22 protein-coding genes are annotated in these 26,783 nt (G+C 66.7%); 12 read left to right on the forward strand and 10 right to left on the reverse strand.

The features are described from left to right. Positions 1 to 54 precede the first annotated feature (54 nt). Complete coding sequence (gene smc, locus ACOJB8_RS24160; RefSeq protein WP_475014718.1) at positions 55 to 3,573, reverse strand: chromosome segregation protein SMC; 3,519 nt, start codon at positions 3,571 to 3,573, stop codon at positions 55 to 57. 169 nt (positions 3,574 to 3,742) lie between these two features. Then, the gene (locus ACOJB8_RS24165) at positions 3,743 to 4,846 is read right to left on the reverse strand and encodes a DMT family transporter (protein WP_342945839.1); all 1,104 of its coding nucleotides are present in this window, start codon (positions 4,844 to 4,846) and stop codon (positions 3,743 to 3,745) included. Positions 4,847 to 5,157: 311 nt separating this feature from the next. Here ACOJB8_RS24165 and dapC point away from each other — a divergent pair, with 311 nt between their 5' ends. The 6 genes from dapC to cls all read left to right on the forward strand — a co-directional run bounded on the left by dapC (position 5,158) and on the right by cls (position 11,461). Further along, positions 5,158 to 6,381, forward strand: a complete 1,224-nt coding sequence (dapC, locus tag ACOJB8_RS24170; protein ID WP_475014720.1) for a succinyldiaminopimelate transaminase — start codon at positions 5,158 to 5,160, stop codon at positions 6,379 to 6,381. An 82-nt stretch (positions 6,382 to 6,463) separates the two neighbouring features. Next, complete coding sequence (dapD, locus tag ACOJB8_RS24175) at positions 6,464 to 7,291, forward strand: 2,3,4,5-tetrahydropyridine-2,6-dicarboxylate N-succinyltransferase (RefSeq protein WP_069265609.1); 828 nt, start codon at positions 6,464 to 6,466, stop codon at positions 7,289 to 7,291. Beyond that, positions 7,291 to 7,656 (forward strand): ArsC family reductase, encoded by a 366-nt coding sequence (locus ACOJB8_RS24180; RefSeq protein WP_028204073.1) that lies wholly within the window; start codon positions 7,291 to 7,293, stop codon positions 7,654 to 7,656. The genes dapD and ACOJB8_RS24180 overlap by 1 nt, the downstream gene beginning before the upstream one ends. A gap of 125 nt (positions 7,657 to 7,781) precedes the next feature. Next, entirely contained in the window at positions 7,782 to 8,921 is a 1,140-nt protein-coding gene (gene dapE, locus ACOJB8_RS24185; RefSeq protein WP_069265608.1) for a succinyl-diaminopimelate desuccinylase, read from the forward strand. Between the two features lie 33 nt (positions 8,922 to 8,954). Beyond that, on the forward strand, positions 8,955 to 9,851 hold the full coding sequence (prmB, locus tag ACOJB8_RS24190; RefSeq protein ID WP_342945841.1) for a 50S ribosomal protein L3 N(5)-glutamine methyltransferase: 897 nt from the start codon (positions 8,955 to 8,957) through the stop codon (positions 9,849 to 9,851). 167 nt (positions 9,852 to 10,018) lie between these two features. Next, entirely contained in the window at positions 10,019 to 11,461 is a 1,443-nt protein-coding gene (gene cls, locus ACOJB8_RS24195; protein WP_342945842.1) for a cardiolipin synthase, read from the forward strand. A 24-nt stretch (positions 11,462 to 11,485) separates the two neighbouring features. Here cls and ACOJB8_RS24200 read toward each other — a convergent pair whose 3' ends face one another. Then, entirely contained in the window at positions 11,486 to 11,968 is a 483-nt protein-coding gene (locus ACOJB8_RS24200) for a glutathione peroxidase (protein WP_069265605.1), read from the reverse strand. Between the two features lie 161 nt (positions 11,969 to 12,129). Here ACOJB8_RS24200 and ACOJB8_RS24205 point away from each other — a divergent pair, with 161 nt between their 5' ends. Further along, entirely contained in the window at positions 12,130 to 14,079 is a 1,950-nt protein-coding gene (locus ACOJB8_RS24205) for an ATP-binding cassette domain-containing protein (protein ID WP_069265604.1), read from the forward strand. Between the two features lie 66 nt (positions 14,080 to 14,145). Continuing rightward, positions 14,146 to 15,384 carry a CaiB/BaiF CoA transferase family protein gene (locus ACOJB8_RS24210; RefSeq protein WP_342945844.1) on the forward strand — a complete coding sequence of 413 codons (1,239 nt, stop codon included), beginning with the start codon at positions 14,146 to 14,148 and terminating at the stop codon, positions 15,382 to 15,384. Between the two features lie 67 nt (positions 15,385 to 15,451). On the opposite strand, the gene ACOJB8_RS24215 is transcribed toward ACOJB8_RS24210, so the two are convergent. The 3 genes from ACOJB8_RS24215 to alr all read right to left on the reverse strand — a co-directional run bounded on the left by ACOJB8_RS24215 (position 15,452) and on the right by alr (position 18,320). After that, the gene (locus tag ACOJB8_RS24215; RefSeq protein WP_042265827.1) at positions 15,452 to 15,715 is read right to left on the reverse strand and encodes a DUF2866 domain-containing protein; all 264 of its coding nucleotides are present in this window, start codon (positions 15,713 to 15,715) and stop codon (positions 15,452 to 15,454) included. Between the two features lie 141 nt (positions 15,716 to 15,856). Next, a complete protein-coding gene (radA, locus tag ACOJB8_RS24220; protein ID WP_069265603.1) occupies positions 15,857 to 17,233 on the reverse strand; it encodes a DNA repair protein RadA in 1,377 nt (458 codons plus the stop codon). A gap of 16 nt (positions 17,234 to 17,249) precedes the next feature. After that, positions 17,250 to 18,320, reverse strand: coding sequence for an alanine racemase (gene alr, locus ACOJB8_RS24225; protein WP_069265602.1), 1,071 nt, complete (start codon positions 18,318 to 18,320; stop codon positions 17,250 to 17,252). 220 nt (positions 18,321 to 18,540) lie between these two features. Between alr and lplT the strand changes: the two genes are divergently transcribed. Together lplT and thiD are read left to right on the forward strand one after the other, a co-directional pair. After that, the gene (lplT, locus tag ACOJB8_RS24230; protein ID WP_069265601.1) at positions 18,541 to 19,851 is read left to right on the forward strand and encodes a lysophospholipid transporter LplT; all 1,311 of its coding nucleotides are present in this window, start codon (positions 18,541 to 18,543) and stop codon (positions 19,849 to 19,851) included. Positions 19,852 to 19,966: 115 nt separating this feature from the next. Then, positions 19,967 to 20,773: a bifunctional hydroxymethylpyrimidine kinase/phosphomethylpyrimidine kinase gene (gene thiD / locus ACOJB8_RS24235; RefSeq protein ID WP_342945846.1), complete on the forward strand. Its 807-nt coding sequence runs from the start codon at positions 19,967 to 19,969 to the stop codon at positions 20,771 to 20,773. Positions 20,774 to 20,789: 16 nt separating this feature from the next. Here thiD and ACOJB8_RS24240 read toward each other — a convergent pair whose 3' ends face one another. From ACOJB8_RS24240 to tsaB, 4 genes are read right to left on the reverse strand one after another with little or no spacing between them, the layout of a single operon-like run. After that, positions 20,790 to 21,836 carry a DUF1853 family protein gene (locus ACOJB8_RS24240; RefSeq protein ID WP_475014727.1) on the reverse strand — a complete coding sequence of 349 codons (1,047 nt, stop codon included), beginning with the start codon at positions 21,834 to 21,836 and terminating at the stop codon, positions 20,790 to 20,792. Continuing rightward, on the reverse strand, positions 21,833 to 22,819 hold the full coding sequence (locus ACOJB8_RS24245; protein ID WP_475014729.1) for a uracil-DNA glycosylase: 987 nt from the start codon (positions 22,817 to 22,819) through the stop codon (positions 21,833 to 21,835). Before ACOJB8_RS24245 ends, ACOJB8_RS24240 begins: the two co-directional genes overlap by 4 nt. Continuing rightward, positions 22,806 to 23,300: a ribosomal protein S18-alanine N-acetyltransferase gene (rimI, locus tag ACOJB8_RS24250; RefSeq protein WP_069265597.1), complete on the reverse strand. Its 495-nt coding sequence runs from the start codon at positions 23,298 to 23,300 to the stop codon at positions 22,806 to 22,808. Before rimI ends, ACOJB8_RS24245 begins: the two co-directional genes overlap by 14 nt. Then, the gene (gene tsaB, locus ACOJB8_RS24255) at positions 23,297 to 24,106 is read right to left on the reverse strand and encodes a tRNA (adenosine(37)-N6)-threonylcarbamoyltransferase complex dimerization subunit type 1 TsaB (protein WP_342945849.1); all 810 of its coding nucleotides are present in this window, start codon (positions 24,104 to 24,106) and stop codon (positions 23,297 to 23,299) included. The genes rimI and tsaB overlap by 4 nt, the downstream gene beginning before the upstream one ends. A gap of 196 nt (positions 24,107 to 24,302) precedes the next feature. Here tsaB and ACOJB8_RS24260 point away from each other — a divergent pair, with 196 nt between their 5' ends. Beyond that, the gene (locus ACOJB8_RS24260) at positions 24,303 to 24,572 is read left to right on the forward strand and encodes an acyl-CoA-binding protein (protein WP_028204087.1); all 270 of its coding nucleotides are present in this window, start codon (positions 24,303 to 24,305) and stop codon (positions 24,570 to 24,572) included. Positions 24,573 to 24,984: 412 nt separating this feature from the next. Continuing rightward, positions 24,985 to 26,706: a DEAD/DEAH box helicase gene (locus tag ACOJB8_RS24265; RefSeq protein ID WP_475014732.1), complete on the forward strand. Its 1,722-nt coding sequence runs from the start codon at positions 24,985 to 24,987 to the stop codon at positions 26,704 to 26,706. Positions 26,707 to 26,783: the final 77 nt, after the last annotated feature.

Raw genomic sequence — 26,783 nt, forward strand, 5'->3', positions numbered from 1 at the left:
TGATGGCGCCGCCGGCCGCGCATCGCGCGCCGTCCGTTAGACCGTATAAATCGATTAGACCGTATTTTGGGCGAAACCCGCTGCCGTTTCCATGTCGACCGCGACGATGCGCGAAACGCCCTGCTCCTGCATCGTCACGCCAATGAGCTGCTGCGCCATCTCCATGGCGATCTTGTTGTGCGAAATGAACAGGAACTGTGTTTTGTCCGACATCGCGCGAACAAGGTTCGCGAAGCGCTCGGTGTTCGCGTCGTCGAGCGGTGCGTCCACTTCGTCTAGCAAGCAGAACGGCGCCGGGTTGAGCTGGAACATCGCGAACACGAGGGCCGTGGCCGTGAGCGCTTTCTCGCCGCCGGAGAGCAGGTGAATCGTCGAATTCTTCTTGCCGGGCGGTTGCGCCATCACCTGCACGCCGGCGTCGAGAATCTCGTCGCCGGTCATGATGAGCTTCGCCTGACCGCCGCCGAACAGGCGCGGGAACAGCTCGCCGAAATGACGGTTCACCTCGTCGAAGGTGCCCTGCAGCAGCGTGCGCGTTTCCTGGTCGATCTTGCGGATCGCGTCTTCGAGCGTCTCGATTGCGCTCGTGAGGTCGGCCGACTGCGCGTCGAGGAAGGTCTTGCGCTCCTTCGCCGCGGCCAGTTCGTCGAGCGCGGCCATGTTCACGGGCCCAAGCGCCGTAATCGCGTTGTTGATGCGCGTAACCTCGCCTTGCAGATACGACGGCTTCATATCGGCCGTGAGCTTTTCCTGCAGCGCGGCCTCGTCGACGCCCGCAGCCTGCAGTTGCTCGACGAACTGCTCGCCGTTCAGGCGCGCGGCCTGCTCCTTGAGCTGAAGCTCCGTGATGCGGTCGCGCAACGGCTGCAACGCGCGCTCCGCGGCGAGGCGGGTTTCGTCGGCGGCCCGCAGCTTCGCGCTCAGATCGTCGAGTTCGGCGCGCGCGGCACGCAGCGTATCTTCCTTCTGGGCGCGAATTTCCAGCGCGTCCTGCAGGCCCGTGTGCGCGGTCTGCTCGTTGATCGTTTCCAGCTCGGCGCGCGCGTCTTCGAGCGACGCGGCCACGCGTTCGCTCTGATCGTGCGCGACCTGAATGTTGCGCTTCAACTCTTCGATGCGGTTCGCCATGTTGCGCGCGGCAAAGCGCGCGTCGGCCGCCGCACGTTCGAGGTCGCGCGCCTCATTGCGCGCCGCGCCGAGTTCCTCGTCGAGCGACTCGAAGGCGAGCTGGTTGTCCTCGAAGCGGGCCTGCAGTTCGGCGAGTTCCACATCGTGGCGCTCGAAGTTCGCTTCCGATTCTGCCCGCAATGCGCGCTGCTCTTCGATCTGCGTGCGGATCTCGTCGAGCTCTTCGCGGATCTGCGTGCTGCGCGCCGTGTAGCGTTCATGCGCCTGCGTCAGCTTGAGCACATCCATCTGCAGCGCGTGCACGCGCTGGGTCGCGCGCTCGGCCTGCTGGCGCACATCCGTGAGCACCTGGGCGGCCTGCGTGTGCGCCGCTTCCGCGCGCACGACAGCCGTGCGAGCATCGTCGGCGAGCAGCGTCTGGGCGCGCACCTGGCGCTCGAGATTCTCGATTTCCTGCTGACGCGCGAGCATGCCGGCCTGCTCGGTGTCGGCGGCGTACAGCTGCACGCCTACGCGCGTCACCGTATGGCCAGCCTTCACGACGAACGCGCCGCTGCCTGGCAGCTGCGCACGCTGGGCGAGCGCTTCGGCGAGATCGTTCGCAACGTAGGTCGAGCCGAGCCATTCGGTGAGCACCGCGCGCAAGCCTGCATCGTCGATACGGACGAGCGAGAGCAGCGGCGTGAGTCCCGCGGCCGCAGCGCTTGCCTGACCCGCGGCCGGCGGCGAATAGAACGCGAGCTTCGCAGGTGGAGCGTCGCTCGCGAATGCCTTCACCCAGTCGAGGTTCGACACCTCGAGCGCGGCGAGCCGCTCGCGCAACACCGATTCGAGCGCCGTTTCCCAACCGGCTTCGACGTGCAGCTTTTTCCACAGCCGCGGCAACGCGCCCAGTTCGTGACGTTCGAGCCACGGCTGGACCTTGCCTTCCGTCTGCACGTTTTCCTGCAGTTGCTTGAGTGCAGCGAGACGGGCTTCGAACTGGTGGATCTGTACGTTTTCCGCCTGCACGCGCTCGTGTGCGGCGCGGCGTTCCGCGTCGAGGCGCGGCACCGTTTCCTGCGCGTCGGCGAGGCGCGCCTGCGCTTCGTGAAGGACTTCCTCCTGCTCGGCCAGCTGCATGCGCAGCTCTTCGAGCTGAGCTTCGTCCGGCGCGTCGAGGCCGCCTTCCTCCGACTTCAGACGCTCGTGGCGCTGCTGAAGCTGCTGAAGCATCTGGTCGGCGTTGCGTTGATGCGCGGCTTCGAGCTTGATGGCCTGCTCGGTGCGCGCGATGCCCGCGCGCTCGTCGTTCAGTTGCGCCTGCGCGTCGCGCCAGCGGTTTTCGAGCGCGGGCAGCGCTTCCTGCTTCGCCGCCGCATCTTCCTCGGCCAGCGCAGCCTTTTCCTCGGCGATCGCCAGTTGTTCTTCGGCGTCTTCGATGTCGTCCTGTGCCTTCTGCGCCTGGACCTGCCATTGCTCGCGCTGCGCGGTGAGCGCGGCGATCTGCGCCTGCACGCGGTTGCGCGACTCGACGATGAACTTGATCTCGGCCTCGAGACGGCTCACCTCGGCGTTCGCTTCGTAAAGCGCGCCCTGCGCGCCCTGCATGGCGTCGCTTGCCGAGTAGTGGGCCACGCGCAGCGTTTCGAGCTGCGCTTCCACTTCGCGCAGCTGCGCGGTATGGCGCTCCAGGTCGATCTGCGCCTGCTCGATCGCGCGCTGCTGGCGTTGCTGCTCGCCCGCTGCCTCGTTCTTGCGCAAGAGCCACAGAAGGCGCTGCTTTTCCTCGCCCTCGGCCTGCAGCTCGCGATATTTCGTGGCAACGACCGCCTGGCCCTCGAGCTTTTCCAGGTTGCTGGACAGCTCGCGCACGATGTCCTCGACACGCGTCAGGTTCTCGCGCGTGTCGTGCAGGCGGTTCTCGGTCTCGCGGCGGCGTTCCTTGTATTTCGACACGCCCGCGGCTTCTTCGAGGAACACGCGCAGCTCTTCGGGCTTCGCCTCGATGATCCGCGCGATCATGCCCTGCCCGATGATCGCGTAGGCGCGCGGGCCGAGGCCAGTACCCAGGAAAATATCCTGAATGTCGCGCCGGCGCGCCGGCAGGTTGTTGATGTAGTAGCTCGACGTGCCGTCGCGCGTGAGCACGCGCTTCACGGCAATCTCGGCATACTGGCCCCACTGCCCTGCGGCGCGGCCGTCCGCATTGTCGAACACCAGTTCGACGCTCGCGCGGCTGCCCGGCTTGCGCGCGGTGGAACCGTTGAAGATGACGTCCTGCATCGACTCGCCGCGCAGCTCGGACGCCCGGGATTCACCCAGCACCCAGCGCACCGCGTCGATGATGTTGGATTTCCCACAGCCGTTTGGCCCGACCACCCCGACGAGTTGGCCCGGAACCTGGAAATGCGTGGGATCGACGAATGATTTGAAGCCAGCGAGTTTAATCGAGGTCAGACGCACGGCGATATCGCTGTTTGAATAGTGGTGAACGGGACCGCCCGTGCCGTACGTCGCTTGCCGCCGCGCATCCGGTATCGATCGCGCGACGGCGGAGTGCGCACTGGGCAGCCGCCACGGCTCGCCGTACGAACGCGCATGCACGCGTGCGGCCGGCGGGAATCAGCGGCAATCATACCATCGCACGCGCGCCATTCCGCGCGCGGGAAGGCCCTGGGCCCGTTCCGCCGCCTGCGCTGCCATCGCCATTGCCGCCGCCGTTGCCATCATCGCCGCCGGGGCCGCTGCCGTCGGCGTCGTCCGCGTCATCGGTGCGGCTGGCGTCGGCGTGGGTCATGACGCTCGCATCGGCGCTCGCGTGCGCGCCGCCCTTGCGCGCATCCTGCGCCCGGTGCACCCAGCTCGACAACAGGGAAGCCAGCACGATGCAGGCGCCGCCCGCCCATTCGCGCGGGCCCGGCGTCTCGCCGGCGAAGAGCCACGACGTGAGCGCCGTCACGACGATCTCGAACAGCATGATGATCGAGGCGCGGTTTGCCGGCACGCGGGCGAGCCCGTACTGGACGAGCATGTTGTTGCTGCCGAGCACGATGCCGAGCGCGAGCACGAGCAGCACGACGCGTGCGAGATGCTCGCCCGCCGGTGCGGCCGACATCGGCTCGAAACAGGAGGTCAGCAAGCCGAACAGCGCCGCGCCCGCGAAGATCACGGCCGTGCGCATCTCGGGCTTCATGTGCGGCAGCACGCGGCTCGTCTTTACGACGAGCACGTTGCTCATCGCGAAACCCATGCCGCCGATGAGACCGGCCCATTCGGCCGCGTTGGCGGGCAGCGGCACGCCGAGCCGCGGCGACCAGAGCATCAGCACCGCCCCCAGCAGCGAGAGCGCCGCCAGCGCGCCGCCCGCCCAGTTCAGGCGCTCGTGCAGGATGAAGTGCGCGAAGATCGCCGTCCACGCCGGGGTCAGATAAAAGAGCAGCAGCACGCGCATCACTTCGCCGTGGATTGCGCCCCACACGAACCCGACGTTGGTCACGCCCGCGGCGAGTCCGAGCATCGGCAGCACCCAGTGCCAGCGCACGCTCGCGAGCGAGCGCCAGCGCAGCACCAGCACGAAGAGACAGCCGGCCGCGCTCGTTGCCGCGCTCGAGGCCGTACCGGTGAGCCCGGCGGCCGCCAGCATGCGCAGCGGATACCAGACAAAACCCCAGACGGACGCGCCAATCATGATGGCGAGCGTCGGCCAGGCGGCGCGCAAGCCCGTGCTCTGGCTCATGGCTTGCGCTGCCCTTGGCCCGGCCGCGCGTTCGCAGCGCCTGCGCCTTGGTTCGAAACGTCGTTCGAAGCTTTCATGCTTTTCCTTTATTTCGTCGCCCGGCAGGCACCGGCCGCGCCAGGGCGGGATCCGGCCGGCGCCCGCAGCAGCAGCGGCGCCACGCTATAATCGACCGCTTGCAGCCGCAAGGCCGCGCCGTTCATCGGTGTTTGTACGCCGAGCGCGGTGCAACCGGCTCGCCGGCCCGCAGTGGCCACCCGAATCCTGCGCGCCATGCCATCCGTCTTTCGCCCACGCCTGTCCAGCCCCAAGTGAATCCGCTACTCGATACCCTTCAGTCCTATCCCTTCGAAAAGCTGCGCGTGCTCTTCAAGGACATCACGCCGAACGCCGGCCTGCGCCACATCAGCTTCGGGATCGGCGAGCCGAAACACCCCACGCCGGCGCTGATCCGCGACGCCATCATCGCTTCGCTCGACGGCCTCTCGTCGTACCCGGCCACGGCGGGCACCCCGGCGCTGCGCGAGTCGATTGCGAACTGGGTGAAGGCGCGCTACGGGCTGCCGGCCATCGATGCGAACACGGAAATCCTGCCTGTGTCCGGCTCGCGCGAGGCGCTGTTCGCGCTCGCGCAGGCCGTGGTCGACCCGACAGCGGGCGTGAAAGACCCCGCAAAGCGGGCGATCGTACTCTGCCCGAACCCTTTCTACCAGATCTACGAAGGCGCCGCGCTGCTCGGCGGCGGCGAGCCGTACTTCGTAAATAGCGATCCGGCCCGCAACTTCGCCTGCGACTATTCGCAGGTTCCCGAAGAAGTCTGGGCGCGCACGCAGCTGCTGTACGTGTGCTCGCCCGGCAATCCCACGGGTGCCGTGATCACGCTCGACGACTGGCGCGAGCTGTTCGCGCTCTCCGACCGCTACGGCTTCGTGATCGCCTCGGACGAGTGCTACTCGGAGATCTACTTCGACGAGGCCACGCCGCCGCTCGGCGGTCTCGAAGCGGCGCACAAGCTGGGCCGCGGCTTCGAGCGCCTCGTCATGCTGTCGAGCCTTTCGAAGCGCTCGAACGCGCCGGGCATGCGCTCGGGGTTCGTCGCCGGGGACGCCGCCATCCTCAAGCAGTTCCTGCTGTACCGCACCTATCACGGCGCGGCACTGTCGCCGGTCTGGCAATCCGCCAGCATCGCGGCATGGGGCGACGAGGCGCACGTCCGCGAAAACCGCGCGAAATACGTGAAGAAGTTCTCGACCGTCACACCCATGCTCGCCGACGTGCTCGACGTGAAATTGCCCGACGCCGCGTTCTACCTCTGGGCCAACGTCGCGCGCACCGGCCTCGCGGACACCGCGTTCGCCCAGCGTCTCTACGCCGACTATAATGTGACGGTTCTGCCCGGCTCGTTCCTCGCGCGCGAGGCGCATGGCACGAATCCGGGTAAAGACTTCGTGCGCATGGCGCTCGTCGCCGACGTCGAGGAGTGCATCGAAGGCGCGCAGCGCATCGTCGAGTTCTGCCGCTCGCTCAAACCGTAAAGCCTTTTTCGTGCGCGCCGCGGTCCCGCCCCTTGCGGCGCGCAACACCGCTTTCAACCATCAATCTCACGAAATCACCACCATGTCGCAACAACTTCAGCAGATCATCGACACCGCCTGGGAAAACCGCGCCGACTTCTCGCCCAGGTCGGCTCCGAACGACGTGCGCGAAGCCGTCGCCCATGTCATCGCCGAGCTGGACAAAGGCGCGCTGCGCTGCGCCGAGAAGAAGGACGGCGACTGGGTCGTCAACCAATGGGTGAAGAAGGCCGTGCTGCTGTCGTTCCGCCTGGAAGACAACGCACCGATGCCCGCGGGCGGCTACAGCCAGTTCTACGACAAGGTGCCCTCGAAGTTCGCCAACTACACGGCCGAAGACTTCGCCGCCGGCGGCTTTCGCGTCGTGCCGCCGGCCATCGCGCGCCGCGGCTCGTTCATCGCGAAGAACGTCGTGCTGATGCCGTCGTACACCAACATCGGCGCCTATGTCGACGAAGGCACGATGGTCGATACGTGGGCCACGGTCGGTTCGTGCGCGCAGATCGGCAAGAACGTGCACCTTTCGGGCGGCGTCGGCATCGGCGGCGTGCTGGAGCCGCTGCAGGCCAACCCGGTCATCATCGAAGACAACTGCTTCATCGGCGCGCGCTCGGAAGTCGTGGAAGGCGTGATCGTCGAAGAGAACTCGGTCATCTCGATGGGCGTCTACCTTGGCCAGTCGACCAAGATTTACGATCGCGAAACCGGCGAAGTCTCGTACGGCCGCATCCCGGCAGGCTCGGTCGTGGTCGCGGGCAACCTGCCCTCGAAGGACGGCTCGCACAGCCTGTACTGCGCCGTGATCGTCAAGAAGGTCGACGCCAAGACGCGCGCCAAGGTCGGCCTGAACGAGCTGCTGCGAGGCGACTGATGGCGAAGTCCGCCAAGACCGTCGTCTACGGCATTCCGAACTGCGACACCGTGAAGAAGGCCCGTGTGTGGCTCGAAGAGCATGGCGTCGAGTTCGAGTTTCACGACTTCAAGAAAGCTGGCGTCTCGAATGCGCTCGTCCAGGACTGGCTCAAGGACGTGTCGCTCGATCAGCTGATCAACAAGCGCGGCACGACCTGGCGCGGCCTGTCGGACGTGCACAAGGCCGAAGCCGACACGACCGCCGGCGCGATCGCGCTGATGATCCACAAGCCGTCGATCATCAAGCGGCCCGTCGTCGTGGTGAACGGCCGCGTAAAGACGCTCGGCTTTTCCGCCGACCAGTATGCGGAGCTGTTCGCTTGAGCGCCGCATGAGACCGGTGCGTCTGAACTGCTTGATGGCAGCTTGGGCGCACATGGTCATGACACGTTGTTGCCGGCCCCTGCTCCATCAGCGGCGCCGGCATTTTTATTGAAAGTGGTCTTTTTATGTCCGCCACCCTCGCCCTTACCGAAGCCCTGATCGCGCGCGCGTCCGTCACGCCCGACGACCAGCACTGCCAGCGCATCATGACCGAACGCCTTGGTGCGCTCGGCTTCGCGTGCGAAACGATCGAATCCAACGGCGTGACCAACCTGTGGGCCGTCAAGCGCGGCACTGCGGGCGCGCAAGGCCCGCTGCTCGCCTTCGCGGGCCACACCGACGTCGTGCCCACCGGCCCCATCGAGCAATGGAGTTCGCCGCCGTTCCAGCCCTCGCATCGCGACGGCATCCTCTACGGCCGCGGCGCCGCCGACATGAAGACTTCGCTCGCGGCCTTCGTGGTGGCGAGCGAAGAGTTCGTGGCGACGCATCCGCAGCATCGCGGCGCCATCGCGTTCCTCATCACGAGCGATGAAGAAGGCCCGGCCACCGACGGGACCGTGAAGGTCGTCGAGGCGCTGCAGGCGCGCGGCGAGAAAATGGATTACTGCATCGTGGGCGAGCCGACTTCGACGCATACGCTCGGCGACTGCGTGAAGAACGGCCGCCGCGGCTCGATGTCGGGCAAGCTCGTCGTGAAGGGTGTGCAGGGGCATATCGCCTATCCGCATCTCGCGAAGAACCCGGTGCATCTGCTGGCGCCCGCGCTCGCCGAACTCGTCGCCGAAAAGTGGGACGACGGCAACGAGTACTTCCCGCCCACCACGTGGCAGGTGTCGAACATGCACAGCGGCACCGGCGCGAGCAACGTGATTCCGGGCCACGCTGATGTGATGTTCAACTTCCGCTTCTCGACCGCGAGCACGGTGGAAGGCCTGCAAAAGCGCGTCCACGCGATCCTCGACAAGCACGGCCTCGAATACGACCTGCACTGGAGCGTGAGCGGCCTGCCCTTTCTCACGCCGCGCGGCGCGCTCTCGAATGCGCTCGAAAAAGCGATCCACGACGAAACCGGCGTCACGACCGAGCTTTCGACCACAGGTGGCACATCCGATGGCCGCTTCATCGCCCGCATGTGCGAGCAAGTCGTGGAGTTCGGGCCGCCGAACGCCAGCATCCACAAGATCGATGAGCATATCGAAGTGAAATTCATCGATCCGCTCAAGAACGTCTATCGCCGCGTGCTCGAACAGCTGATCGCCTGACCGGCCCACCGAACACGCTCTGGAGTCCAGAACATGACCCATCCGCTCGCCGCTACCTTTGCCACCGTTCGCGACCTGCTGCGCTACGGTGTCTCGCGCTTTTCGGCCGCGCAACTCGCGTTCGGCCACGGCTCGAACAACGCCTACGACGAAGCCGCGTACCTGATCCTGCACACGCTGCATTTGCCGCTCGACCTGCTCGACCCGTTTCTCGACGCGCGCCTCACGAGCGAGGAAATCGACAAGGTGCTCGGCGTGATCGAGCGCCGCGCGACCGACCGCGTCCCCGCGGCCTACATCACGCAGGAAGCGTGGATGCACGGCCTGCGCTTCTACGTGGATGAGCGCGTCATCGTGCCGCGCTCGTTCATTGGCGAGCTGCTCGCAGACGGCCTGCAGCCCTACGTGGAAGATCCCGAACAAGTCACGGCGGTGCTGGAGCTATGCACCGGCTCGGCGAGCCTTGCGATTCTCGCGGCGCACGCGTTTCCGAACGCCGACATCGATGCGGTCGATCTGTCCGCACCCGCCCTCGAAGTGGCGCGGCGCAACGTGCACGAACACGATCTCGACGAGCGCATCGCCCTCTTCGAAGGCGACCTGTACGCGCCGCTGCCCGAGCGCCGCTACGACGTGATCATCACCAACCCGCCGTACGTGAACGCCGACTCGATGCAGGCGCTGCCGCCCGAATACCGCCACGAGCCGGAACTGGCGCTCGCGGGCGGCGCGGACGGCATGGACATCGTGCGCCGCATCGTCAAGGACGCACGCAACTGGCTCACCGACGACGGTGTGCTGGTGATCGAAATTGGCAACGAACGCGAGAACGTGGAAGCGGCGTTCGGCGGCCTCGATCTCGTCTGGCTCTCGACGAGCGCCGGCGACGACCAGGTCTTCCTGATCCAGGCCTGCGATCTGCCGGTCTGATCGTCCTGTGCGAAAGAGCCGCGGCGCCTGTGCGCCGTGCCTCGCCGCGCGCAGGACCGGGGCGCTCGCCGTCATCGCAGCGGGTTCGGTAAGATTGAGCCCTCCGGCCGTGCGCTTCCCGGCGCGGGCCGGTCCTGCGTCCGGCTGAAGGAGCGTCCCACGCATCTATGCGATTCGACTGGTCACATCTCGGCACGCTGCTCGCGATCATCCATTTGCTCGGACTGATCGCAGCGTGCCACGCCATCCTCAACACGCGCACCTCGCAAGGCGCGATTGCCTGGGCCGTCTCTCTCGCGACGATGCCCTACCTCACGCTCGTCCCATATCTCTTTCTTGGCCGCAGCAAGTTCGCGGGCTATGCGGACGCGCGGCGGCTGCGCAACGAAACCTTGCGCTCACGCGCTCACGCGCCCGACTGGGACAAGCTCGTCCGCGCGGGCGAATGGCCTGCCGACGAGCTGGGCGTACGCGTGATCCGCACGTTCGCGCGCCTGGGCGGGATGCCGCTCGTGCCGGGCAACGCCGTGCGCACGCTCGTGAATGGCGAAGCGACCTTCTCCGCCATCTTCGATGCGATCGAGCAAGCCCGGCACTACGTGATCGTGCAGTTCTTCATCGTGCGCGCCGACGCGCTCGGCGACATGCTCAAGGATGTGCTGCTCGACTGCACGAAACGCGGCGTACGCGTGTACTTCCTCTACGACAGCATCGGCTCGTTCGACCTGCCCGCCAGTTACGTGCACGAGTTGCAGGACGGCGGCGTGGAAGTGCACCCGTTCTCGACGAAACGTCACTTCGTGAATCGCTTCCAGCTCAATTTCCGCAACCACCGCAAGATCGTCGTGGTGGACGGCCAGCACGCATTCGTGGGCGGCCACAACGTGGGCATCGAATACCTGGGCGCGAACACGCGCCTTTCTCCGTGGCGCGACACGCATATCGAACTGCGCGGACCGGCGGTCGCCAACGTGCAGTTCGCCTTCACCGAGGACTGGTACTGGGCCACCCAGCAGTTGCCCGGCTGCGAGCCGCCCACGGTCGTGCCGCGGGACGGCGACGACATGTACTGCCTCGTTCTGCCCACGGGGCCGGCCGACCGCCAGGAGACCTGCTCGCTCTTCTTCGTCGAGGCGATCAATGCCGCGAAAAAACGCCTGTGGATCACGACGCCCTATCTCGTGCCCGACGAAGCCGTGTTTTCGGCCCTGCGCCTCGCGGCCCTGCGCGGCGTGGACGTGCGCATCATGATCCCGAGCCGGCGCGACCATTACGTGGTCTTCGAGGCGTCGATGCTGTACGCCTTCGATGCGGTACGCGCGGGCATCCGCATCTTTCGCTACAAGCCGGGCTTCCTGCACCAGAAGGTCGTGCTGATCGACGACGTGGCTGCGGCGATCGGCAGCGCGAATCTGGATAACCGGTCGTTTCGCCTGAACTTCGAGATCATGGTGCTGACCGTGCATCGCGGCTTCGCGGCCGAAGTCGAAGCGATGCTGCTGCGCGATTTCGACGAGGCGTTCGAGATCGATCGCAGCGAATACCGCGACGCGCCCGCGTGGCGCAAGATCACGATGCATCTCGCGCGGCTCTTCGCGCCGATTCTCTAGCGCGCCTGCGCCGCCAGGCTGCGCTCAGAGCTGCTTTTCGATGTCCGCTGCAATCGCCTCGGGTTTCGTCATCGGCGCATAGCGCTTCACCACATCGCCGTTGCGGTCGACCAGGAACTTCGTGAAATTCCACTTGATGCCGCCGAGCCCGAGCAGCCCCGGCGCCTCGCCCGTGAGCCAGCGATACAGCGGATGCGCGTTCGCCCCTTTCACGTCGATCTTTTCGAACATGGGGAACGTGACGCCGTAGTTCTTCTCGCAGAAGCTGCCGATCTGCGCGGCGTCGCCGGGTTCCTGCTTGCCGAACTGGTTGCACGGAAAGCCGAGCACCGCGAGCCCGCGCGCGGCGTACTGGTCATACAGCGTTTGCAGGCCCGCGTACTGCGGCGTGAATCCGCATTCGCTCGCGGTATTGACGATCAGGAGCACCTTGCCCGTATAGCGCTCGAGGCTCACCGGCTCGCCGCCGCCGAGCGGTTGCGCCGAAAACGAATAGATCGATGTCATCTGGCTCTCCCGTGGAAAAGCGCCAGTCTACGTGAGAAAACGCGCAATTAGCACTCGACCAGGCGGCTAGCCGTTCGGCCAATGCCGGCCTGAGCGCGCCCAGGCTGCGCGCCCCGGTTTAAAATAGCGCTTTCTTTCGTTTTCTTCCTGCCGGCGCCGTCGTGATCCGCTTCAACCAATTCAGTCTTGCCCGCGGCACCAAGCCGCTTTTCGAACAGACCTCGTTCACGCTGAACCCCGGCGAAAAGGTCGGTCTCATCGGCGCGAACGGCGCGGGCAAATCGACCCTGTTCGCCGTGCTGCGCGGCGAACTGCACGCCGACGCCGGCGACTTCTCGCTGCCGCCGTCCTGGCGCATCGCGCACGTCGCGCAGGAAACGCCGGCGGTCGAGCGCACCGCGCTCGACTACGCGCTGGACGGCGACGCCGCGCTGCGCGAAATCGAGGCCCGCATCGCCGCGGCCTCGGCGGCGCACGACGGCGCGGCGGAAGCCGAAGCGCACGGTGCCTTCGCCGACGCCGATGGCTACACGGCTCCCGCGCGAGCCGAAGCGCTGCTCCTCGGCCTCGGCTTCACGCTCGAGCAAACGCGCCAGAGCGTCTCGAGCTTCTCGGGCGGCTGGCGCATGCGCCTGAACCTCGCGCAGGCGCTCATGTGCCGCTCCGACCTGCTGCTGCTCGACGAGCCCACGAACCACCTGGATCTGGACGCGATCGTCTGGCTCGAAGACTGGCTGCACCGCTATCCCGGCACGCTCGTCGTAATCTCGCACGACCGCGAATTCCTCGACTCGATCTGCAACGTCACGCTGCATCTGGAGAACCAGCAGATCAAGCGTTACGGCGGCAATTACTCGCAGTTCGAGATCCTGCGCGCGCAACAACTGGCGCTCCAGCAAAGCGCCTATGAAAAGCAGCAGCGCACCGTCGCCCATCTGCAAAGCTTCATCGACCGCTTCAAGGCCAAGGCCACCAAGGCGCGCCAGGCGCAAAGCCGCGTGAAGGCGCTGGAAAAGATGGAGTTGATCGCACCGGCGCACGCCAGTTCGCCGTTCACGTTCGAATTCCGCACGCCCGACTCCGCGCCCAACCCCATGCTCGTGATGGAAGACGTGCGCTGCGGCTATCGGGCTGAAGATGGCAGCGAAACGCCCATCGTCGAGCGCGTCACGCTCTCGATCCAGAACGGCCAGCGTATCGGCCTGCTCGGTGCGAACGGCCAGGGCAAGTCCACGCTCATCAAGACGCTCGCGGGCACGCTCGCGGCGCTCTCCGGCGAGATGGGCACGGGCAAGGGCCTGCAAATCGGCTATTTCGCGCAGCACCAGCTCGAAACGCTGCGCCCGGACGACTCGCCGCTCCAGCATCTCGCCCGTCTCGCACCCGACACGCGTGAGCAGGAGCTGCGCGACTTCCTCGGCGGCTTCAACTTCCCCGGCGAAATGGCCACGGCGCCCATCGCGCCGTTCTCGGGCGGCGAGAAGGCGCGCCTCGCGCTCGCGCTCATCATCTGGCAAAAGCCCAACCTGCTGCTGCTCGACGAGCCGACCAACCACCTCGACCTCGAAACGCGGCATGCGCTCACCATGGCGCTCGCGCAGTTCGAAGGCACGCTGATCCTCGTGTCGCACGACCGGCATTTGCTGCGCGCCACGACCGATCAGTTCATGCTGGTGGCGAAGCACCGTCTGCAGCCGTTCGACGGCGACCTCGACGACTACCGCGACTGGCTGCTGCAACACGCGGCCGAGCAACGCGCGGCGCTCAAGGAGGCCGCTTCCGGCACGGCGGATGCGGCAAATGGCGCAGGTGCCGCCGATGGCGTCAATCGCAAGGAACAGCGCCGCCAGGAAGCCGGGCAGCGCCAGAAGGTTGCGCACCTGAAGAAGCCGTTACAGGCGAAAATCGGCAAGATCGAAAAGGAAATGGATGCGCTCAACAGCGAAAAGAGCACGCTCGACACCTTCGTCGCCGACCCGGCGAGCTACGAGCCTCAGCAGAAGAGCCGCCTGACCGACGCGATTCGCCGCCAGGCCGAAGTCGCCTCGCGCCTCGAAACGCTCGAAGCCGAATGGCTCGATGCGCACGAGGAACTCGAGCAGATCGGCTAGCGCAACGCTGCTTCACCATCGCGCCACCAGGCGCTTTCGCCAGGTATTTTCGCCAGGGAGCCACGAGTGTCGTCACCCGCCGCATTGCAGGGCCTTCGCGTACTGGATCTGACCCGCCTCTTGCCTGGGCCCGTGGCCACGTTGCGGCTCGCGGAAATGGGCGCCGATGTCCTGAAAATCGAGCCGCCCGGTGCAGGCGACGCGGCGCGCGTGATGATGCAAAGCGCAGTGGACGAAGTGGCCGCGCGCCCCGGCGCGTTCTATCGCCTCGTCAATCGCGGCAAGCGCGAAACGCGAGTCGATCTGAAGACCGAGAGCGGCCGTTCGGTGTTGTTTGCGCTTGCCCGCGACGCCGACGTGCTCGTCGAAAGCTTCCGGCCCGGTGTGATGGACCGCCTCGGCGTAGGCTACGAGGCATTGCGCAAGGTCAATCCGAAACTCGTCTACTGCGCGATCACGGGCTACGGCACAACCGGCCCGTTCGCCGGCCATCCTGGCCACGACATCAACTATGTCGCCTATTCGGGCGTGCTCGACCAGTTGGCCGCGCGCGACGGCGTGCCGGTGCTGCCCAACTTCCAGATTGCCGACCTGCTTGGCGGCGCACTCAGTGCGGTCACCCAGATTCTCGCGGCGCTCTGGCAGGTGGCGCGCGGTGGCGAAGGTCGTTTCGTCGATGTTTCGATGGCGCACGCGAGCTACGCGCACAACGTGGTCGCCCAGGTCGCGCTCGCCAACGACGACGCCGCGGCGCTGCAGCCGGGCGGCGGTCTGCTCAACGGCGGCGTGCCCTGCTACAACCTCTATCGCACACAAGACGGGCGGTGGCTCGCCGTCGGCGCGCTCGAGTTGAAGTTCTGGCAGACGCTGTGCCGGGCCATTGGCCGCGACGACTGGGCCGAACGCCACTGGAGCCTCGGTCAGGCGATCGGCGGCGCGGATGCCGCGGCGCTCACGCGCGAGTTGGCGGCCATCATCGAGTCGGAGTCGCTGCAGACCTGGATCGACCGTCTGGAGGCGATCGACACCTGTGTATCGCCCGTCCTCACGCCAGGCGAGGCGTCGCGCCATCCCCTCTTCAACGCCGACGTGCTGCAAGCCATGATGGACGAAATGGCCGCGAGGCAAACGCAGCAGGCCACGCCCGGTATGCAGGCGGCGCCTTTTCAGCCAGGTGTTCACCCGCAAGGTACGCATGCCGCCCAACCTGCCCGACCGGTCCAACCCGCCCAACCAGGCCAAGGCACCGACACGCCGGGCGCGCCTGGCGGCAAGAAGCCCTTCACTTACGGCCCTTGGGGCTAGTCCTCGCCGTAACCCGCATGCCCCTGAGCATAATGAAAAATGGGCGCATCGCAGCGCCCATATTGGTTTAGCGTCGCGGCAGCGTTTGCCGCGGCGACCGCTCGTCGTCGTACATGACGTACTTGCGGCCTTCCACGTGGTGCGCAATGGTGCTGCGCACTTCGGCCGCCGTCACGTCTTCTGCTACCACGCGGCGCGAAATGCGCCCGTCGCCATCGATCCACTCGACGATGCGGCACGTGCTGCCCCAAGGTTGCATGAGCGGCTCGGACACCCGGCAGCCGCGCACGACGATCGAACGACCGCCGAAGGACGTATCAGTCTGTTTCAAGTCGCTATCCTTTCCGCTCGACACGGGTTGAACACCGCGCCAAGGATAGGGAAATCGCAGTCTGAAATGGTTACAGCCGGAACCAGGGTTGTTACTAATCATTACGCGCCAGTACAGGCCTTCTGCACGTGCGCGGCCCGCTCAATCCAGTTCGCGTATCCGGTCGATCGCTTCCTCGAGGCGCTCCACCGCAATCACCTGTAAACCTTCGATCGGCTGTTTCGGCGCATTGGCGCGGGGAATCAGGGCGCATGAAAACCCGAGCTTGGCGGCTTCCTTCAGACGATCCTGCCCGCGCGGCGAGGGTCGGATCTCGCCCGCGAGCCCGACTTCGCCAAAAACGATCAGACCCTTGGGCAACGCCTTGTTACGCATCGAAGAATGAATGGCGAGCAGCACGGCGAGATCGGCGGCCGGCTCCGTGATCTTCACGCCGCCCACGGCGTTGAGGAACACGTCCTGATCGAAGCACGCGATGCCGGCATGGCGATGCAGCACCGCCAGCAGCATGGCGAGCCGGTTTTGTTCGAGGCCGACGGCGAGGCGTCGCGGATTCGGCACGTGCGCCGTATCGACGAGCGCCTGCACTTCGACGAGCAACGGACGCGAGCCTTCCTGGGTCACGAGCACGCAGGAGCCCGGCACGCTCTGCTCGTGCTGTGAGAGAAAGAGCGCCGAGGGATTCGCCACGCCGCGCAGGCCCTTCTCCGTCATCGCGAACACACCCAGCTCGTTGACCGCGCCAAAGCGGTTCTTGAACGCGCGCACGAGCCGGAACGACGAATGCGTGTCGCCTTCGAAATACAGCACGGTGTCGACGATGTGCTCGAGCACGCGCGGACCCGCCAGGTTGCCCTCCTTCGTCACGTGGCCGACCATGATGATCGCCGTGCCCGACTGCTTCGCGATGCGCGTGAGCTGCGCCGCGCACTCGCGCACCTGCGCGACCGAGCCGGGCGCGGAAGTCAGCGCTTCGGAGTAGATCGTCTGGATCGAGTCGATGACCGCGACGTCGGGCTTCTCGGCCTCGATCGTCGCCTGGATCTTTTCGAGCTGGATCTCGGCGAGCAGTTGCAGCTCGCTCGCCATGGAGCCGGGATCGAGCAGCGCCAGTCGTTGCGCGCGCAACGCGATCTGCGCCGCCGATTCTTCACCGCTCACATAGAGCGCACGACGCTCAGCCGCGATTTGCGCGAGCGACTGCAAGAGTAGCGTCGATTTGCCGATCCCGGGGTCGCCGCCGATCAGCACCACGCCGCCTGCGACGAGGCCGCCGCCCAGCACGCGGTCGAACTCGCCCACGCCGGTCGTGAAGCGCGGCACGTCGGACGCCTCGATATCGGCGAGACGCCGCACCGGGGCGCTCTTCGCGAGCGACTGGAAACGGTGGCTGCTCGCCGTTTCCGCAACGCCCTCCACGAGCGTGTTCCACGCGCCGCACGCGGGGCACTGGCCTTGCCACTTGGGAGCCTGCCCGCCGCATTCGGTACATGTATACAGTGTCTTGACCTTCGCCATGCTCTTTGCCATGGCGTTATTCGGCCCGCACGGGAACACGCGGCGCAACGGCGCACATCAGCTCGTAGCCGATCGTGCCGCAGGCTTTCGCGACGTCGTCGATGGGCAGATTGTTGCCCCACAGCTCCACGCGCGCGCCCACGCCCGCGGTGTGCACTGGCGTAAGGTCGACGGTAAGCATGTCCATCGAGACGCGGCCCACCACATGCGTGAGCACGCCGTCGACGATCACGGGCGTGCCTTCGGGCGCGACGCGCGGATAGCCGTCGGCGTAACCGCACGCCACCACGCCGATGCGCATGGGCTTGCGCGCCGTGAAAATCGAGCCGTAGCCGACGGTCTGTCCTTCAGCCACATGCTGCGTGGCGATGAGTTCCGACGCGAGCGTCATGGCCGGTTGCAGGCCTGTGCCTTCGAGCGCCGAGGCGAAACCCGATGGCGAAGCGCCATACAGAATGATGCCGGGGCGCACCCAGTCGAAGTGCGTCGAAGGATGCCACAGCGTGGCGGCCGAATTGGCGAGGCTGCGCGCGCCGGCAATGCCTTGCGCGCCGCGCTCGAACGTTTCCATTTGCTCGCCGACGCCGCGCGGCGTGTCGGCGTCGGCGAAGTGCGTCATCAGCGTGATCTGGCCGATGCCTGCACAGGCACGCGCACGCTCCCATGCGGCGCGGTACTTCTCCGGCGTGTAGCCGAGCCGGTTCATACCGCTGTTCATTTTGAGCTGGACGTTGACCGGCTTCGACAGACGCGCCATTTCGAGCATGCGCATCTGCTCGTCGCTGTGCACGACGGTCGTGAGGCTGTAGCGGTCGATCACGTCGATGTCGGTCGGCCGGAAGAAACCTTCGAGCAGCAGGATCGGCCCCGCCCAGCCGAGTTCGCGCAGCTTCACGGCCTCCTCGAGGTCGAGCAGGCCGAAACCGTCGGTTGCGCGCAGGCCGGGGAACGCGCGCGCAAGCCCGTGCCCGTAGGCGTTGGCCTTCACCACGGCCCAGATTTTCGACTTTGGCGCGTACTGGCGGACGACGGCGAGGTTATTGGCGAGAGCGGCGGTGTGAATCGTTGCTGAGAGGGGGCGCGGCATGGGAGATTTTTTCGCAAAGACGCTTTCGAATCAGGAGCTTACAGGGTGTTTTCAGCGCCCCGCAGGCCCGCCTGACGGGCGCTCAAGGATTGTGCTAGTCCGAATACACCTATTTTCGTGATATAAAGCCCTGCGCACAACCCATTTCGAACGTAATAAGCCCGGATGCCTCCCACCCGTCCGGGGCGGACGGACCGCAGCGAGGAAAGCATCGCATCAGATGAAAAAAGGCTTTTACACCATCATGGCCGCGCAGTTTTTTTCGTCGTTGGCCGACAATGCGCTCCTCATCGCTGCAATTGCACTGCTGAAAGACCTCCACGCCCCGAACTGGATGACGCCGCTGCTCAAGCTGTTCTTCGTCCTCTCCTACGTCGTTCTTGCCGCCTTCGTCGGCGCCTTCGCAGATTCCCGCCCTAAGGGCCGCGTGATGTTCATCACGAACACGATCAAGGTCGTGGGCTGCGCCATGATGCTGGCAGGCACCCATCCCTTGTTCGCCTATGGCGTTGTGGGTTTCGGGGCTGCGGCTTATTCTCCCGCCAAGTACGGCATCCTGACCGAACTGCTGCCGCCTGAGCGCCTCGTCGCCGCCAACGGCTGGATCGAGGGCACGACAGTCGGCTCGATCATTCTCGGCACCGTGCTCGGCGGCGCGTTGATCAGCCCCCACATCGCGTCGCATGTGCTACGCCATACGCCCGCCGCGATCAGCACGCCCGCCGAAGCCGCGATGGTCGTCATCATGGTGATTTACGTAATCGCCGCCCTCTTCAATCTGCGCATTCCCGACACCGGCGCACGCTACCCGCGCCAGCAGCACGGTGTCATCCGCCTCATCAGCGACTTCGCCGACTGCTTCAACACGCTCTGGCGCGACAAGCTCGGGCAGATCTCGCTCGCGGTCACGACGCTCTTCTGGGGCGCGGGCGCGACGTTGCAATTCATCGTGCTCAAGTGGGCCGAAGTCTCACTCGGCATGTCGCTCTCCGAAGGCGCTGTGCTGCAGGCCGTGGTGGCCGTGGGCGTGGCGGCCGGCGCCATGATCGCGGCCGCGCGCGTGCCGCTCAAGAAGTCGCTCTCGGTGCTGCCGGTCGGCATCATCATGGGTCTTGCGGTCATGCTCATGGCGTTCTACACGCGCCATCTCTTTCCGCCGCATTGGGGCCTGCATATCGGCCACATGCGCATTCCCGGCTACCTGATTTTTGCGTACATCTTCCTCATGGTCGTAGGCGGCCTTTCGGGCTTCTTCGTCGTGCCGATGAACGCGCTGCTCCAGCACCGCGGCCACGTGCTGCTCTCCGCGGGCCACTCCATCGCCGTGCAGAACTTCAACGAGAACCTCTCGGTGCTCGTGATGCTGTGCCTCTACGCCGTGCTCGTCTGGCTCGACGTGCCGGTGACGATCGTGATCGTGCTGTTCGGCACGTTCGTCTGTCTGATGATGTGGCTCGTGATGCGCCGCCACCAGGCGAATCAACGCTCGTTCGACTCGGTCGCGCTGATCGGCGAAAATCACAGGCATTGATGGGCGCGCCTGACTGCACACCGTCCGGCCAACACCTCTGCTGAATCGTTCCTTCCCTGCGCACGCGCGGCACGTCTTGTCGACCGGCCGCGCGCGACGCGCACCTGACGCTGCCATGACTTCACCGATTTCCAACGTTCTCACGATCGCCGGCTCCGACTCGGGCGGCGGTGCGGGCATTCAGGCCGACCTCAAGGCGTTCTCCGCGCTCGGCGCGTACGGCGCGAGCGTCATCACGGCGCTCACCGCGCAGAACACGCGTGGCGTCACCGCGATCCACGCGCCCGACGCGGGCTTCGTCACCGCGCAGCTCGACGCCGTGTTCGACGACATCCGCATCGACGCCGTGAAGATCGGCATGCTCGCCAACGCGCAGATCGTGCGCGCCGTCGCCGACGCGCTGCGCCGCCATCAGCCGCCGCGCGTCGTGCTCGACACCGTGATGATCTCGAAGAGCAATCACGCCCTGCTCGCGCCCGAAGCCGTCGCTGCGCTGCGCGAGGAGCTGCTGCCGCTCGCGGGCGTCGTCACGCCGAATCTGCCGGAGGCCGCGGCGCTGCTCGGCGTGCCGCCCGCCGCAGACGAAGCCGCGATGGTCGAGCAAGGCGAAGCGCTGCGCGCGCTCGGGGCGCAGGCGGTGCTCATGAAAGGCGGGCATCTGGGCAGCGCGGACAGCCCCGATTGGCTCATCGAAGCCGGCGGCACGCTGCGCCTGGGCGGCCCGCGCGTGCCGGTCACGAATACGCACGGCACGGGCTGCACGCTCTCGTCTGCGATTGCCGCACTGTGGCCGCAGCGCGGGACGCTCGCAACGGCCATTGGCGAAGCCAAGCAGTATCTGACGGCGGCGCTCGAGGCCAGTGAGCGGCTCGACGTCGGTCATGGCGTCGGACCCGTGCATCACTTCTGGCGCTGGTGGTGAGCGTGCTTGCGCGCGCTTATTGACGTGCAAATGCCGCGGCGCGCGCAGGCCAGTCGTCGGGAACGATGAAGCCGCGCGACTGTTCGCGGTAGCCGCCTGCGCTGTCGGGCGTGAATGCCGCAATCAGCGCGGGCTCGTCTGGCCGGGCTAACGCATCGAGTAACGCGTTGGGGTCGACGCAGGGCGCGTCCGCCAGCCTGCGCGGCGCGAGCCATGCGAGCCTCGGCAGGACGCTCCAGCCATCGGCGGCCTGTTGCCCGGCGAACGCCGGCCAGTCCGAGCACGTCACCCACCAGCCACGCCCATGATCCGCGGTCAGCTCGGAGGCGTCCTCCACCCGTGACGGCGCCCCCTCTCCCGCCCGGTAGAAGAGCCAGCCTTTCACGAACATCTGCGCGAGCCAATGGCCTTCGTAGCCCAGCGAAGCGAATTCTTCGTGTGCGCTTAAACGCAGTTGACGGTCGCGCAGATGCGTCAGTTTCAGATCAAAGCGATCGCGCAGATTCGGCCCGACGAATTCGGCGAGCGACGCACGTGCGTCACCGCCCGGTCCTGCGTGCAGGTAGCACTTCACCGCCAGCTCCCAATGCAAACGTTCGCCGGCCCGCGTGCGCACGAGAAAATCGCACTCGCCGAGCGTGAGCCCCGCACGGCGTAGCGGCACGTTCTGCGCGACGAGCTGCGCCGCCGGTCCATGCGCGAGAAACCATCCCAGCAGATTTTCGGCATAGCGGCCGAGGCGGTGCGTCGGCGCGGCCATGAGCGCTTCATGCAGCCGCGCCGGATCGCGATCGAGTTGCGCGAGCCAGTCGCGTGTGGCGCGCGCTTCATCGGCATCGGCGCACCATTGCGCCAATGGAGCTAGCGGTGGTTGCGCACGCAACAGATCCGCGCTGAAAAGCAGCCACGCGAGATCGCGCACGGCCGGATCGGCGAGGCGATCGAGTATGTCGCGGTTCGCGCCGCTACCAGGCACACGCTGAGACCCAGCATCGTCTTGCGGCCCGCCGTCGCCCCCGGCACATTGGGCGCCGGATACGTTCGCGGGCCGCGCGGCGTTCATTGCTCGCCGCCGGACGCCGCACGCCAGGTGTCGCGGGCGAGACAGAGGTCGGTCCAGGCCTTCGCCTTGTCGTGCAGGCTGCGCAGCAAATAAGCGGGGTGATGGGTGACGATGACGGGCACGCCCTCGTATTCGTGGACGCGTCCGCGCAGCGACGCGATGCTGCCATCGGTCTTGAGCAGGCTTTGCGCCGCGAAACGCCCGAGCGCGACGATGATCTTCGGCTTCACGAGCGCCACCTGCCGCTGCAGATACGGCTCGCAGCGCGCGACCTCGTCGGGTTCCGGATTGCGGTTGCCGGGCGGGCGGCACTTGATGACGTTCGCGATATAGACGTTCTCGCCACGGGCGAGCGAGAGCGCGCGCAGCATGTTGTCGAGCAGCTTGCCGGCCTGCCCGACGAAGGGCTCGCCCTGGCGGTCCTCGTTCTCGCCGGGCGCCTCGCCGATCAGCATCCAGTCGGCCGCGCGATCGCCTACGCCGAACACGGTGTTGGTGCGTTTCTCGCACAGGCGGCAACGCGTGCACGAGGCCACGCATTCGGCGAGCGCGTCCCAGTCGAGCGTCGCGACATCGTTGCGCGGTGCGCCGTCAGCCTGCGCCGGCTCGGCGTCGTGAGGCAGAACCGGCTGGGCCACTGTGTCGAACCAGGCGAAATCTTCGTCGGTGAGGGGCGGCGGTTCGTCCGATGAACGCGGTGCGGGCGTCGATGGCGAAGCAGCGCGCGCAACGGGCTGCGGTGCTTGCGAGCGCTCCGCGGCGGCCGGGTGTATCTCGGACCGCTCCGCCGCAGCGACCGGACGATGCACGACCGGCACCACCGGCGCCGCCGGCGCCTCGGCTTGCGCGCGTGTCACCGCGGACGACGGCGCAGCGGCCTCATCTTCGCGCGCTGCTTCGAGCGGCGCAGCACCCCGCGCCCCTTTGCGCACCCAGCGCGGCGCGAGCCCAAGCTCCTCCAGCGCGATCTCATCGAGCGACATCCGCGCCCTCCCCTGCAAAAGAAAAACGCATTACGAGTGCGTCCTCGCGGCTGTGGTGCCGGGCCGGATAGTAGTTCTTGCGGCGGCCGATCGTGACGAAGCCGAACTGTTCGTACAACCGGATTGCCCGGTGATTCGAAGGCCGGACTTCGAGCAGCAGGCCTTCGAGCCCCTGCGTGCGCGCAATGCGCACCGCCTCGCGCAGCATGGCGAGCCCCGCGCCCGCGCCCTGCGCCTGAGGCGCAACACACAGATTCAGCAGATGCATCTCGTCGACCACGGGCATCAGCACGCAATAACCGATCAGCGTGCCGGTGACATGGCGCATGCACAGCCCGTAGTAGCCATTGCGCAGCGAATCCTCGAAGTTGCCGCGCGACCACGGAAACTCATAGGCGGAACGCTCGACGATCGCGACTTCGTCCAGGTCGCTTTCGGTCATCGGCGACAGGTAGCGGTCCGTCATGAGCACGCCGCTCATTGCGCGCCCTCTCCGCCTGCGCCACCGTGAGCGGCAGCCTTCGCGGCCAGGCGCTCGGCCGTGGTCTGCGCGACCTTGTTGCGCACGTATTCGGGCGCAGCCTGGTCGGCGGGTTGCGTGCGGCCCGCGCGATACGCGCGCAACGCCGCGTGCGCCAGCGGCAGCGCGTGCGGGAGCGCCTCGGCGTCGATCGTGCGCGCGGCGGCGGCGGCCGTCAGGCGCGCGCCGAACGCTGCGGCGGCGTTGCCCGCCAGCGTGAACGGCGCGTCGGGCGCGGCGATATGCTCCGGCGCGTCGAGCGATGCGGCCTGCAGCGTGCGCCAGTCGCCGGCTGCGGCATCCCACGCGTAGTCGGCCCAGTAGGCTTCATCCATGCGCGCGTCGAGCGCGGCCAGCACGCGGGTCGCGGCGGGATCGCGCAGCCTCGCGCTCTCCGCACACACGAGCAGCGTGCCCACGGGCACCACCGGGATATCGAGGCCGAACGCAAGCCCTTGTGCCACGCCCGTCGCCGTGCGCAGCCCCGTGAAGGAGCCCGGGCCCGCGCCGAACGCGATCGCGTCGCAGTCGGCGAGCGTGAGGCCGGCTTCGTCGAACAATTCGCCAATGGCCGGCAGGAGCCGCGTGCTGGAGACGGCACCGGTGGCTTCGTGGCGCACCCAGACGCTGACTTCCGAGCGCGACGCGGTAGCAGCCTCGCCGCCGGTAGAGGGAGAAAGATCTGCGCCGCCAGGGGCGACGCGAAGCAGCGCGACCGAGCAATATTCGGTCGAAGTATCGAGGGCAAGCAGCACGGTTTCGGTCATGAGCGCTATTGTAATGCCCCGCCCTCCGCGCGGGCCCAGGGCTCTCGCCAACCGGCGGATGCACAAGGGTCAGGCGTCATGGCCTCCTCTGGCCCACCCGTGCCCGGCACGAGTGGAGGAATCGCTCCAGCTTTTCCGGGGTTTGCGCTGCTACCATCGGCGCGCTGACCTGAACCACTATGCGGAGGAAACAATCATGAGCGACGTGAACACTCAGTTCGCCCAAGCCCAGCAAGACGTGCAGCAACTGCCGGAGCGCCCCGGCAATCTGACGCTGCTGCGCCTCTATGCACTCTTCAAGCAGGCCACCGAAGGCGACGTGCACGGCGACAAGCCCGGCTTCACCGATATCGTCGGCAAGTACAAGTACGAAGCGTGGGCCGCGCTGCAAGGCACCGCGCAGGAAACGGCCAGGCAGCAATACGTAGAATTGGTTGAATCGCTCAAGAGCGGCGCCACGAGCTGAACGCGCGCAACTGACAAGGCGCGCGTGACGAGTTGAGGCGCCCCGCCCACTGCGTCACACCGCCGCAGCCGTGCCCTCGCGGTGCGTCGCTCTGGCGCGTCGCAACAAAACGAGATATACTGCGCGCTGCGTTGTGCTCCGGTCGCTCGTTCGATCAGCACAACGCCTCGTAGCGTTAAGCTCCAATCCAGTTTAGAACCTGTCCCCCCCTGCCATGGCCCTTTTTTTGGGGCCGTCAATATCAGGCTGGCGGCTGGCCAATCCCGGCCTGAGCCGCACCCAAAACAGCTTCTAACGAAAAATCCGCCATTGTGTGCGGATTGCCCCCGTTTTTCGATTTGTTCGCAAAATCCGACGACTTGGGTATGCCGATTGGCGCCGACGTTCTATTTCCTGTGTAACAAGGATTTTCATGACTTCGAGCAATACCCAAAGCCCCCTGGACGCAATCGCCGATCAGGCCCTCGGTCTTTCCGCCGCCGCCGACGCTTCCGTTGAAGCCCCCGCGCAGGCCGCCGATGTGACCGACGGTGCGGCGTTCGCGGCACTCGGTCTGTCGCCGGAGATCGTCTCCGCGCTGATCGCAGCGGGCTACAAGGCTCCGACGCCGGTGCAGGAACGCGCCATTCCTGTCGCCATCGCCGGACGCGACCTGCTGGTCTCGAGCCCGACCGGTTCGGGCAAGACCGCAGCCTTCATGCTGCCCGCCATCGAGCGCTTCGCGCAGATCCAGAAGGCCCTGGCCGCCCAGCCGCGCGAGCCGCGCCCGCAAGGCGCGAACGGCCCGCAAGGCGATCGCCGCCAGCGCCGTCCGCAACCGGTGGCACGCCCCGGTCTCCTCGTCCTCACGCCCACGCGTGAACTCGCGATGCAGGTGACCACGGCTGCTTCGACGTACGGCAAGCACCTGCGCCGCCTGCGCACGGTCAGCATTCTCGGCGGCGTGGCTTACGGCCAGCAGCTGATGCTGCTCGCAAAGAACCCCGAGATTCTCGTGGCGACCCCGGGCCGTCTGCTCGATCACCTCGAGCGCGGCCGCATCGACTTGTCCGAACTCAAGATGCTCGTGCTCGACGAAGCCGACCGCATGCTGGACATGGGCTTCATCGACGACATCGACACGATCGTCGCCGCTACGCCCGAAACGCGTCAGACGATGCTGTTCTCGGCCACGCTCGACGGCAAGATCGCTTCGATCACCGGCCGCCTGCTGAAGGACCCGGAGCGCATCGAGATCGTGCGCAAGGTCGAGGCGGCCTCGAACATCGCGCAAACCGTGCACTACGTGGACGACCGCGATCACAAGGATCGTCTGCTCGACCATCTGCTGCGCGACGAGAGCCTCGACCAGGCTGTCGTGTTCACGGCGACCAAGATGGACGCTGACCAGCTCGCCGGCAAGCTCGCCGACGCTGGCTTCGAAAGCGCCGCGCTGCACGGCGACCTGCCGCAAGGCGCGCGTAACCGCACGATCCGTGCGCTGCGCGAGCGTCGCGTGCGCGTGCTCGTCGCGACCGACGTCGCGGCGCGCGGTATCGACATCCCCGGCATCACGCACGTGTTCAACTACGACCTGCCGAAGTTCGCCGAAGACTACGTGCACCGTATCGGCCGTACCGGCCGTGCCGGCCGCTCGGGCACCGCGGTGAGCCTCGTGCATCACGCCGAGCAAGGCGCCCTCAAGCGTATCGAGCGCTTCGTGCGTTCGCCGCTGCCGGTGAACGTCGTGGAAGGCTTCGAGCCGCGCAAGGCGCCGCCGGCCAACCGTGGCTTTGGCGGCCGCGGTCGCCCGGGTGGCGGCAATGGCGGTGGCCGTCGCTTCGGCAACGGTAACGGCAAGCCGGGTGGCTACGGCGCCCGTGCCGGCAATGGCGGCAATGGCGGCAACGGCGGCGATCGCAACGGCAACAGCTGGGGCAACAAGCCGGAAGGCTCGCGCGGCGGCTACGGTGCCCGCGAAGGCGGCTACAACTCGGGTTCGCGTGAAGGCGGCTTCGGCGGCGGCTCGCGCGGCGAAGGTAACCGAGGCGGCTACGGCCAGCAACGCGAAGGCTACGGCCGCTCGCGCGAAGGCGGTGGCGGTTACGGCGCGCGCCGTAACGACGGCCCGCGTGGCGCGCGTCGCGACAGCTAAATCGCCTGAAACGGCGTGGCGCGGCCTTCGAGCCGCCCCGCCGCCACAGCGAAATACCCAGGACCGGTGCTTAGGCA

It is taken from the genome of Paraburkholderia sp. BR10141 (assembly GCF_056155635.1).

Bases quoted from the DNA above. Each gene is read 5' to 3' on its own strand.
- ACOJB8_RS24165 (WP_342945839.1), bottom strand. From the start codon at position 4,846: ATGAGCCAGAGCACGGGCTTGCGCGCCGCCTGGCCGACGCTCGCCATC.
- dapD (WP_069265609.1), top strand. From the start codon at position 6,464: ATGTCGCAACAACTTCAGCAGATCATCGACACCGCCTGGGAAAACCGC.
- ACOJB8_RS24180 (WP_028204073.1), top strand. From the start codon at position 7,291: ATGGCGAAGTCCGCCAAGACCGTCGTCTACGGCATTCCGAACTGCGAC.
- dapE (WP_069265608.1), top strand. From the start codon at position 7,782: ATGTCCGCCACCCTCGCCCTTACCGAAGCCCTGATCGCGCGCGCGTCC.
- prmB (WP_342945841.1), top strand. From the start codon at position 8,955: ATGACCCATCCGCTCGCCGCTACCTTTGCCACCGTTCGCGACCTGCTG.
- cls (WP_342945842.1), top strand. From the start codon at position 10,019: ATGCGATTCGACTGGTCACATCTCGGCACGCTGCTCGCGATCATCCAT.
- ACOJB8_RS24200 (WP_069265605.1), bottom strand. From the start codon at position 11,968: ATGACATCGATCTATTCGTTTTCGGCGCAACCGCTCGGCGGCGGCGAG.
- radA (WP_069265603.1), bottom strand. From the start codon at position 17,233: ATGGCGAAGGTCAAGACACTGTATACATGTACCGAATGCGGCGGGCAG.
- alr (WP_069265602.1), bottom strand. From the start codon at position 18,320: ATGCCGCGCCCCCTCTCAGCAACGATTCACACCGCCGCTCTCGCCAAT.
- lplT (WP_069265601.1), top strand. From the start codon at position 18,541: ATGAAAAAAGGCTTTTACACCATCATGGCCGCGCAGTTTTTTTCGTCG.
- thiD (WP_342945846.1), top strand. From the start codon at position 19,967: ATGACTTCACCGATTTCCAACGTTCTCACGATCGCCGGCTCCGACTCG.
- ACOJB8_RS24240 (WP_475014727.1), bottom strand. From the start codon at position 21,836: ATGAACGCCGCGCGGCCCGCGAACGTATCCGGCGCCCAATGTGCCGGG.
- ACOJB8_RS24245 (WP_475014729.1), bottom strand. From the start codon at position 22,819: ATGTCGCTCGATGAGATCGCGCTGGAGGAGCTTGGGCTCGCGCCGCGC.
- rimI (WP_069265597.1), bottom strand. From the start codon at position 23,300: ATGAGCGGCGTGCTCATGACGGACCGCTACCTGTCGCCGATGACCGAA.
- tsaB (WP_342945849.1), bottom strand. From the start codon at position 24,106: ATGACCGAAACCGTGCTGCTTGCCCTCGATACTTCGACCGAATATTGC.
- ACOJB8_RS24260 (WP_028204087.1), top strand. From the start codon at position 24,303: ATGAGCGACGTGAACACTCAGTTCGCCCAAGCCCAGCAAGACGTGCAG.
- ACOJB8_RS24265 (WP_475014732.1), top strand. From the start codon at position 24,985: ATGACTTCGAGCAATACCCAAAGCCCCCTGGACGCAATCGCCGATCAG.